The 7,163-nt window shown below is 68.4% G+C and carries 6 protein-coding genes; 3 read left to right on the plus strand and 3 right to left on the minus strand.

The genetic code is table 11. The annotated features are described in order from the left end of the window. Window positions 1-64 precede the first annotated feature (64 nt). From nadA to AB3X43_RS12605, 3 genes are all read right to left on the minus strand, one after another. Window positions 65-1,177, minus strand: coding sequence for a quinolinate synthase NadA (gene nadA / locus AB3X43_RS12595; RefSeq protein WP_369430201.1), 1,113 nt, complete (start codon window positions 1,175-1,177; stop codon window positions 65-67). A 37-nt stretch (window positions 1,178-1,214) separates the two neighbouring features. After that, the gene (locus tag AB3X43_RS12600; protein WP_369430202.1) at window positions 1,215-2,528 is read right to left on the minus strand and encodes a hypothetical protein; all 1,314 of its coding nucleotides are present in this window, start codon (window positions 2,526-2,528) and stop codon (window positions 1,215-1,217) included. Window positions 2,529-2,590: 62 nt separating this feature from the next. Then, window positions 2,591-3,925: a hypothetical protein gene (locus tag AB3X43_RS12605; protein WP_369430203.1), complete on the minus strand. Its 1,335-nt coding sequence runs from the start codon at window positions 3,923-3,925 to the stop codon at window positions 2,591-2,593. 339 nt (window positions 3,926-4,264) lie between these two features. Between AB3X43_RS12605 and dsbD the strand changes: the two genes are divergently transcribed. The 3 genes from dsbD to AB3X43_RS12620 all read left to right on the plus strand — a co-directional run. Beyond that, window positions 4,265-5,929 carry a protein-disulfide reductase DsbD gene (gene dsbD / locus AB3X43_RS12610; RefSeq protein WP_369430204.1) on the plus strand — a complete coding sequence of 555 codons (1,665 nt, stop codon included), beginning with the start codon at window positions 4,265-4,267 and terminating at the stop codon, window positions 5,927-5,929. Between the two features lie 34 nt (window positions 5,930-5,963). After that, on the plus strand, window positions 5,964-6,473 hold the full coding sequence (gene rraA, locus AB3X43_RS12615; RefSeq protein ID WP_369430205.1) for a ribonuclease E activity regulator RraA: 510 nt from the start codon (window positions 5,964-5,966) through the stop codon (window positions 6,471-6,473). Window positions 6,474-6,579: 106 nt separating this feature from the next. Beyond that, the coding region (locus AB3X43_RS12620) for an HDOD domain-containing protein (protein ID WP_369430206.1) at window positions 6,580-7,163 on the plus strand (584 nt) is incomplete at its 3' end.

A 7,163-nucleotide genomic window follows, 5' to 3' on the forward strand; every position in this document is an offset into this window, starting at 1 on the left:
TTGTGGACGGATGTGAAATCGATGTTCATGCCGAGGATGTCGGCGTGTCCGTCCGCAACTTGACTCAGGCGGCGCCGATGTTCGGCACGAAGCCCCGCGACGGCTGGCTGATCGCGGCCGGATGGGCTTGGACGTAGTCGAGCATGCGGTCGATGCAGCCGAGCGCCTGTGCGCGGATTGGCTCGTCGACCCGCACTTCGCCGGTGCCGCGCTCCAGGCAGTCGATCACGCCCTGCAGCGCGTTCATCGCCATCCACGGGCAGTGCGCGCAGCTCTTGCAGGTGGCGCTGTTGCCGGCGGTGGGCGCCTCGATCAGCACCTTGGTCGGCGCGGACTGGCGCATGCGGTGGAACATGCCGTTGTCGGTGGCGACGATGAACTCGGGCGCGTCCATCGTCATCACCGCCTTGAGCAACTGTGCCGTCGAGCCGACGACATCCGCCTGGTCCACCACGCTCTTCGGCGACTCGGGGTGGACGAGGATCTTCGCCTGCGGGTGCGCCTGGCGCAGCAGTTCCAGCTCGACGCCCTTGAACTCGTTGTGCACGATGCAGTCGCCCTGCCACATCAGCAGGTCGGCGCCGGTCTGGCGCTGCACGTAGCTGCCCAGGTGGCGGTCCGGTGCCCAGAGGATCTTCTTGCCCTGCTCGTGCAGGTGCCGGACGATGGCCTCGGCGCAGGAACTCGTCACCATCCAGTCGGCGCGGGCCTTCACGGCGGCGCTGGTGTTGGCGTAGACGACGACGGTGCGGTCGGGGTGGGCATCGCAGAACGCGGCGAAGGCGTCCGGCGGGCAGCCCAGGTCGAGCGAGCAGGTGGCGTCCAGGTCCGGCATCAGCACGCGTTTCTGAGGCGACAGGATCTTGGCGCTTTCGCCCATGAAGCGCACGCCGGCGACGATGAGCGTCTGCGCGGCGTGGTCACGGCCGAAACGGGCCATCTCCAGCGAATCGGAGACGCAGCCACCGGTCTCCATGGCGAGATCCTGCAGGTCGCCGTCCACGTAGTAGTGGGCGACGAGCACCGCGTTGTGCTGCTGCAGCAGGTCGCGGGCGTGGTCCTTGAGCGCCGTGCGCTGGCTGCGGGTGAGCGGAGCGGGAACCTTGGCCCAGGCGTGCGCGGTGCAGCTCTGGCCAGAGGCGTCCTGCTGGGTGTAGTCGAATTGAACGTCGGTCATGGCGGGATCGTAATGCAGCAGATCGGGTCGGGTCGGCTCAGCCCCACTGGTTGCGTGCGACGGCGATCTGCCAGCGCGCAGCGCCCAGGTCACCGAATTCACGCTCGACACAGGCGAGGATCAGCAGGCCGGGCTGGCGAGGCACGGGCAGCACCAGATGGTGGTGGGTCGGACCGCTCCAGGACAGCTCCAGCAGCGGATGCCCGGCGCCCAGCGCACGGTGCGCCCGCCAGAGCGCGCAGCCCGCCCGCGTTGCACTTTCGAGCAACGTCAGCTGGTCGTCGGTCTGGGTCTGCGCGCTCAGCACGCGGGCATCCTCGATCGCCACGACGGCACACGCCGTCACGCCCACACCCATCGACAGCACCCGCAGCACGCGGTTCATCACGGTCGCGGACACGTCCGGCAGTGGATGGACTGCAACCGAGGGCTTGACGGTTGGGGTTGGTGCCGGGCGGGCAGGAGCCGCCACGGGTGCCACGGCCGGCACGGCGGCTGTGGCCCGTGCGGGAGCGGGTGTCGAGGCTGGGGCCGTCTTTGGTGGTGTGGTCACGGGGGGGGCTGGGTCTGGCCGTGACGCTGCGACTTCGGCCGGATCGTCGTCCATGGCGCCAGGCACGGTCGGCTCGCCGCTGGCAAAGCCGGTCACCAGCGAGATCAGCTGCTGCGACCAGCCCGGGTCGTTCACCGAAAACAGCTCCAGCACGTGCATCTTCATGCCACGCGGCCAGGTGGCGCGGCGCAGGCGGTCGGCGCGGCTGGGCTTGTCCGCGGGCGACACCAGCAGCAGCGATGGTCCGCGCCAGGCGTCCGCGCGCACGAAGTCGTTGATGCGGCGAATCAGGTCCTTGTCCCCGTTGGCGCCGGCGAGGATCACGGCGCGGTCCGCCTGCTCCAGCAGTGTCAGGGCCACGCTGAGGCTGCGGCTGTCGGCAAACGAGGCTTCTACCTCGATCACGCCGAGGGCCTGTCCTGACGGCGTCGGCAGCACCGTGCTGCGCAGCATGGCCACGGGCTCGGTGCCCTGTTCCTGCATCAGCGAGATCTCGCTGATGCGGCCATGCGCGGCCAGGGCGAGCTGGACGATCGAGAAGCCGGGCCAGCTGCCGGATGGATCCCACACCGCCACGGTCTGCTGTGGCTGCACCGATTCACGCGAGAACAGCGTCTGCACGGGCGGTGCGCTCGGCGTTTCTGCCCGGGTGCGCAACTCCCGGGTGCTGACCGGGACGGTGGTTGGCGGATCTGCGGGCAGGCTGCTGGGGCCGGCCCAGGCCGCGCTCCGGGGGTCATCCTGGGACGAGGAGGCGTCGGTCGAAGGGGCAGTGCGCTTGAATTTCAGGCTGAGCATGGTGTCGAGGGTTGTGACCGGTTCGGCGCTGCGGCGTCATGCCGCGTTGGTCGTTTCACGTTTCACATCAGCACCTGCTGTGCCTCCATGATGCGGTAGCGCGTCATTGCCAGATTGCTGCGCAGCTTGTCCAGCACGGCCAGGATGAACAGATCCGGATGGGCGCGCAGCGTTCTGAGAATATGGTATCGGCTTCCGGCGGTGACCAGTATTTCCTCCAGCGGATCACTGGGTCGGGAGTGCCCCAGTTGGCGCAGTGTGCGGCGGTGGGTGTTCCAGATTTCGGCGGCTGCCAGCGCGGCGCGATCGATGTCCGGTCCGCGGGCAGGGCAGGCCTTGACCAGCCCGGTGCTGCCTTCGACCAGGGCGACGAAGATCAGGCCGTCCAGCACGGTGAGTTCATCCAGCACGGCCATGGCGCGCCGTGGGTGCACCAGCGTCCGCGCGGGCTCCGGGGCCTCCGTGGTTGCGTCTGGTGTTTCCGGTGGCGCGACAAACAGGGTGGCTTGCCGGGCAGGCGGCATGGCCGCGCTGACGATCCCCGCCTCCGACAGTGGCATCGGGGCACTGCCGGGAGCGGGTGCGGCCACCGCCGCCGATGTGACTGGCGGCGAGGCCTGCTCCGAGCGCAGGCGCTGCCAGTAGGCCAGCATGCGGTTCCACACCGCGCTGGCGCTGGTCAGCGGCTCGCACATCGCTTCGATGCGGACCTGCGAGGGCCAGTCCATGCGCTCGATCTTCTGCACCATCCAGTTGGCACCGACCGGCAGCATGAACAGCAGGTTGCGGCACTGCCAGTGCAGGCTCAGCGTGGCGCTGTGCAGGTCGACCAGCATGTCGTCGATCGCCGACGGCGCCATCGGCCCGATGATCACCACCGACAGGTCCGAGCGCTCCATCAACGCCATCTGCACTTCGGCGGCGTCACCGCCTTCGGCCTGGATGTCGGCGTGGTAGATCTTCAGCGTGTCGTCGGTGCGTCGGGGCAGGGTGGTGCGCTCGATGGTGGCCAGCAGGTTGAGGCTGGCCTGGTCGCGCAGGCTGAGCCGCTCGATCGGCTGGCCACTGGCGTCGGCCAGCGCGCGGATGACCGAGGCGGCCCACATGTGCGATGGGTCGCACATCGTGATGAGCTTCTGCCGGACAAAGGTGTCCTTGCGGCTCCCGGCGAAATGGGCGCGCATGGCCTGTGCGGGCGAACCACTGACCAGCAGGTCGTCGTTGTGGCGCGCATCGGCTTGCGCCGCAGTTTCGGCCTGTTCGTTCTCGTCAGCCATGATGGCCGTGGAGGCGAACTCGGGCATCTCGACATCGGCGGACGCCTCCTTGCCACCCGTGCGGGACGCGGTATCCCGAATCGGGGTCAGATCGCCGAAGAGGCTCTTGAGCATGTTCATCGCGTGACGGAGCAGTCCGGGGAAAGGAGTGGGAGCATCGCTACTTTAGTCGCTGACGCTGGCTGCAGCCTGAGTTTGCGTGAAACTGCATGGAATGACCGCATTCCGCCACCAGGGTGGTTGACTAATCTGCCCTCTGAAAATGCGGGATTTTCTGATCGTTTCGAAGAAAATGCACTTCAACGCACGTCGATCGTGTGAAGGCTTGTGACACGGTGCCAGCGGTATACGCCTGTACAGGGCGTGGACGCCCCTTGAACCGGGTTGCCTCGAACTTGATCCAGTCCGCTGGAATCCGTGTTTCGACAAGGCACACTGGCGGTCGGTTAGGCTCACTTCATGAAGATGACTTGTTTCCCTGGATTCGATGCATGGCGACTGGTGTGGCGGTGCCTGGTCGGGGTGCTGGTGTGGCTGGTGGTCGCTGGCCCGGCGCGGGCTGCCGAGGTGTTTCTGGAGCCGGAGCAGGCCTTCCCGCTCAGCGCGCGCGTGGTCGATGCACGCACACTGGTGCTGCGATTCGACGTGGCGCCCGGCTACTACCTGTACCGGGAGCGGTTCGAGGTGGTGCCTGTCGGGCCGGACGCCATGCTGTCGCCGCCGGTCTATCCAGCGGGGGTGGTCAAGTTCGACGAGACTTTCCAGAAGGAGGTCGAGATCTACCACGACGCGCTGGAGGTGCCGCTGGCGGTGCAGTCCGCGCCGGCACAGTTCATGGTGAAAGTGACGCACCAGGGTTGCGCTGACAAGGGGTTGTGCTATCCGCCGCAGATCCACCAGCTGCAGGTGCGCTACGAGGCTGGCGCGTTGCGCGGCGTGCGCGTGCTGGCGGCCGATGCGACCGAAGGCGGCGGGTTGTCGCTGACGTCCGTCGAGTCCGAGGGGGGCGTGTTCGACCGCTTCGGCACCGTGCTGCGTTCGGGCAACCTGTGGGGGGTGGCGGGGGTCTTCGCGCTGGCGGGCGTGCTGCTGTCGTTCACGCCCTGTGTGCTGCCGATGGTGCCCATCCTGTCGTCGATCATCCTGGGGCAGGGCGGCGCTGGCTCGCGCCGGCGCGGTCTGCTGCTGTCGGCGGCGTATGCGCTTGGCATGGCGCTGGTCTATACCGCCATGGGTGTGGCAGCCGGGCTGGCTGGCGAGGGGCTGGCCGCGGCACTGCAGACGCCCTGGGTGCTGGGTGCGTTCGCGCTGGTGCTGGTGGCACTGTCGCTGTCGATGTTCGGCTTCTACGAACTGCAGATCCCGTCGTCCTGGCAGACCCGCCTGCACGCGGCCAGCAGCCAGGTCGAGGGTGGCCGCTATGGTGGTGTGTTCGTGATGGGCGGCGTCTCGGCGCTGATCGTCGGACCGTGCGTGGCGGCGCCGCTGGCCGGTGCGCTGGTCTACATCAGCCAGACGCGCGATGTGGTGCTGGGGGGGGTGGCGCTCTTTGCCATGGCGTGCGGCATGAGCGTGCCGCTGATGCTGGTGGGGCTGTCCGCCGGTTCGCTGCTGCCCAAGGCCGGGGCCTGGATGGAGTGGGTCAAGCGTGGCTTCGGGGTGATGCTGCTGGCCGTGGCTGCCTGGATGGTCTGGCCTGTGCTGCCGTTCGGCTCCACCGCGAAGGCGGCAGACACTGCCAGCCACACGACGCCGGGGGATGGTGTGGTGTTCCGGCGCATCCGCACCCTGGCGGAACTGGACGACGCCGTGCGCACGGCCGGGCGCCCGGTGCTGTTCGACTTCTACGCCGACTGGTGCGTGTCCTGCAAGGAAATGGAGCGCTTCACCTTCACCGATCCTGCTGTGAAGGCCCGCCTGGGCGGGATGCTGCTGCTGCAGGTCGATGTGACCGCCAACAACGCCGACGACAAGGCGCTGATGCGCCGCTACGGCCTGTTCGGCCCACCGGCCCTCCTGCTGTTCGATGCCGCGGGGCGCGAGTTGCCGACGCACCGCGTCATCGGCTTCCAGCGCGCGGGCGACTTCCTTTCCCATCTGGATGCAGCGCCGCTGCGTCTCTGACCTGACCTTCTGAACTCCCCGAATTTCCTGAACCATGACTGCACCTGCTCCCACCTCGCCCACCTCGACCTGTGACCTCTGCGACCTGCACAAGGGCGACACCAGCGGCGCCTTCCGCGTCCTGCCGCCGGTGTTCCGCTCGTTCGGCGGCCGTGCGGCCTTTGCCGGCCCGGTGACGACCGTGCAGTGTTTCGAGGACAACACCTCTGTCAAGGCGGCGCTGGAAAGCCCTGGCCACGGCCGCGTGCTGGTGGTTGATGGGGCCGGCTCGCTGCGCCGCGCACTCATCGGCGGCAACATCGCGGCGGCGGCGGCGCGCAATGGCTGGGCCGGCGTCGTGGTGGATGGCTGCGTGCGCGATCTGGCAGAGCTGGCTGCCTGCGATGTGGGCCTGTTCGCGCTGGCTCCCATGCCGCTGCCGACCGAGCGGCGCCAGGCTGGACGGGTCGACGTGGCCGTGCAGATCCAGGGCGTGTCCGTGCAGCCTGGCGATTGGCTCGTGGCGGACGCGGATGGTGTCGTCGTGATGGCCGCACCGGCCTGAAATCCCGGCGCTTGCATTTCGAGATCCCCGATCCGGATCGTGTGGTTTGTCACGACCGGGGTGGCGTGCACATACAGGACGGTGGAATGGACGCCGAAAAGCGGCTATGCCTGTGCTCGCCGTCCCGTCTGACCTCCTCACGCCCTCGGTGGCGTCGGCCCTGCCCGATGCACTGATGCTGTCGGCGCTGGTTGCCGACATCGGCATTCCGCCGTGCCCCGACATGCTGCTGCGCCTGCGTGCCGAACTGGCGCGGGAACAGCCACGCATCGAGGAACTCGCCCGCATTGCCATGGCGGATGTGGCGGTCTCGGCCGCGCTGCTGAAGGCGGCTTACGCCCCCTGGCTCGGCCGTGGACGTGGGCGCGGCACGCTGGCGCAGGCCTTCGAGCGGCTCGGACCGGTGCGCTGCACCGCGCTGCTCAGTGCGCTGGTCTTGCGCGAGGTGCTGCCGGCCCACGGGCCGTCGCTGGAGCGGTTCTGGGATGTCGCGCACCGGCGCAGCGTGGCGATGGCCTGGCTGGCGCGCCGGCATGGCGATGTCGCCCCGGACGTGGCGCAGACCTTCGGTCTGTTCTGCGACGTCGGGATTCCCGTGCTGCTGCAGCGCTTCGAATCACCGAGCTACCGGGCCACGCTGGCCGAAGCCAATCTGGGCTTCCGTGCCTTCACCGAGATCGAGCGTGCCCG

The sequence above is a fragment of the Sphaerotilus sp. genome (assembly GCF_041083715.1).
In the GTDB taxonomy this organism is placed as follows: domain Bacteria; phylum Pseudomonadota; class Gammaproteobacteria; order Burkholderiales; family Burkholderiaceae_C; genus Sphaerotilus.